This is a genomic window from Candidatus Aquarickettsia rohweri (assembly GCF_003953955.1).
GTDB classification, from domain to species: Bacteria; Pseudomonadota; Alphaproteobacteria; order Rickettsiales; family Midichloriaceae; genus Aquirickettsia; species Aquirickettsia rohweri.
Genome location: NZ_RXFM01000136.1, coordinates 1 through 1,752, shown reverse-complemented (window position 1 = coordinate 1,752; position 1,752 = coordinate 1). Strand labels below are relative to the sequence as shown.

Below are 1,752 nucleotides of genomic sequence, written 5' to 3'. Positions count from 1 at the left end.
GTATAAAACCATTTGCAGTTGGCAGAAAAAATTGGATGTTCTGTGCAACAACTAAGGGTGCTAAAGCTAGTGCAAATATTTATAGTATTATTGAAACTTGCAAAGTAAATAAGATTAATCCTTATGATTATTTAAAATATTTGCTGAATCATATTCATGATTATTCTGATCCAAAAGAGTTAGTAAATTTACTTCCATATAATATTGATAAAAAAATATCATCAAATTAAATTTTTTTTAGAATTATCAAAAAACTTAAGAAACCCAAAGAAAGGCGGATAATACTTGTCAAGATGGGGATATTTTAGCGTTTACATTGCAATAATTCTGGATCACCACAGTCAAGACTTCATCTCTCCTTCGTGATGACAAAAATAAAAACGTCATTGCGAGGATGCGATAGCATACATGGCAATCCAGATATACACTCCACTTCATGATTATAAGATTTGCTATAAATTTCTTATTTCTTAACTGCAGCTCGGGTTAACTTAGTTTGTGATTGCTATAAAAACCAAATTGTAGATAAGAATTTTTGCTATATATTGCTAACTTCTTATCTACAGCTAGGATTAAAATATTGATAAATCCCAAGATGGAAACTCAGAAAATTTATACCATCTATAAAATTATTGAACTCCCATAGTTTAATTAAGTAGCATATGTATACTAACTAATACTGCATATTAGTTCACTATTATTTACAGAAAAAGGATTACTGTAATACAATTCTGAATTTAAATCTATAAAATCAAAAGCAGTATTATCATTACTGAAATCTAATTCTAAATCTGATTTACTAGATTCTGAAACAGTATTACTTAGACTTTCATAAGTAGATGTTCCAATTTCATAAACTGTAGAAACAGTATCACTTAAACTTTCATAAGAATATGCTGCAACTTCACTAACTTTGTTAATAATAGATTTACTTATCCCTGGATAATCAATTGCATACATTATTTTTGAAGATTTATCTGCAATCTCATAAACACCTATATTGAACTCACTAGCTAAAAATTTACTCATTCCAAAAAAACCTTCTAATCCTTTGTTAAGTAAAAGAGTTAAATAGTTATCACCAATCACAGCCTCTTCCATATTTACTGATGCATTCAATGCAAAATCTTGTAGAAACCCTGGAACAATGGATTCATACCCTAATCCTACTTGACCTATTAGTAAAGTTTTAGCTGCCCAAGCCGGCCTGCCCAAGCCGGCATAATAGAACTATATGCAGTATTTACAACACTTATACCAGAATATACTGTACTTACTCCAAAACTCATACTAGAATATACTGCTCCTAATTTTTCAAATGTAATCATAACAAACCTCTTAAATAATTGTTTTACAATTGTCATTATATTGATCAAATGTTACAATTACGTTAAGACTTTTAAAAAAAATGTTAAGATTACGTTAAAATTTTAACTTTTTATAAAATTTTTTGGTAACAGCACGCATATAGAACTTACTTTTTCTAATTCTTAATTGAGAATCAATATAAACATCTAAAAAATTTCAAATCCTAAACAGCCCTACAATAAAAATTTCAGATGAGTCTTTATAACTTGCTTCTGGTTTAAAAAAATGAACATTTTTAAAATGCTTTCTCAATTTATTTACTTCCATATAATATTGATAAAAAAATATCATCAAATTAAATTTTTTTTAGAATTATCAAAAAACTTAAGAAACCCAAAGAAAGGCGGATAATACTTGTCAAGATGGGGATATTTTAGCGTTTAC

At 27.8% G+C, this 1,752-nt stretch carries 3 protein-coding genes; 1 reads left to right on the top strand and 2 read right to left on the bottom strand.

Features of this window, described 5'->3' with window-relative positions; translation table 11 throughout:
• On the top strand, positions 1–230 hold a 230-nt coding region (locus tag EIC27_RS08530; protein ID WP_205702304.1), incomplete at its 5' end, for a transposase domain-containing protein.
• 439 nt (positions 231–669) lie between these two features.
• Here the strand turns inward: EIC27_RS08530 and EIC27_RS06750 are convergent.
• Positions 670–1,215, bottom strand: coding sequence for a hypothetical protein (locus EIC27_RS06750; RefSeq protein ID WP_126045282.1), 546 nt, complete (start codon positions 1,213–1,215; stop codon positions 670–672).
• Between the two features lie 309 nt (positions 1,216–1,524).
• Positions 1,525–1,635 (bottom strand): SAM-dependent methyltransferase, encoded by a 111-nt coding sequence (locus EIC27_RS08525; RefSeq protein ID WP_410519465.1) that lies wholly within the window; start codon positions 1,633–1,635, stop codon positions 1,525–1,527.
• Positions 1,636–1,752 lie beyond the last annotated feature (117 nt).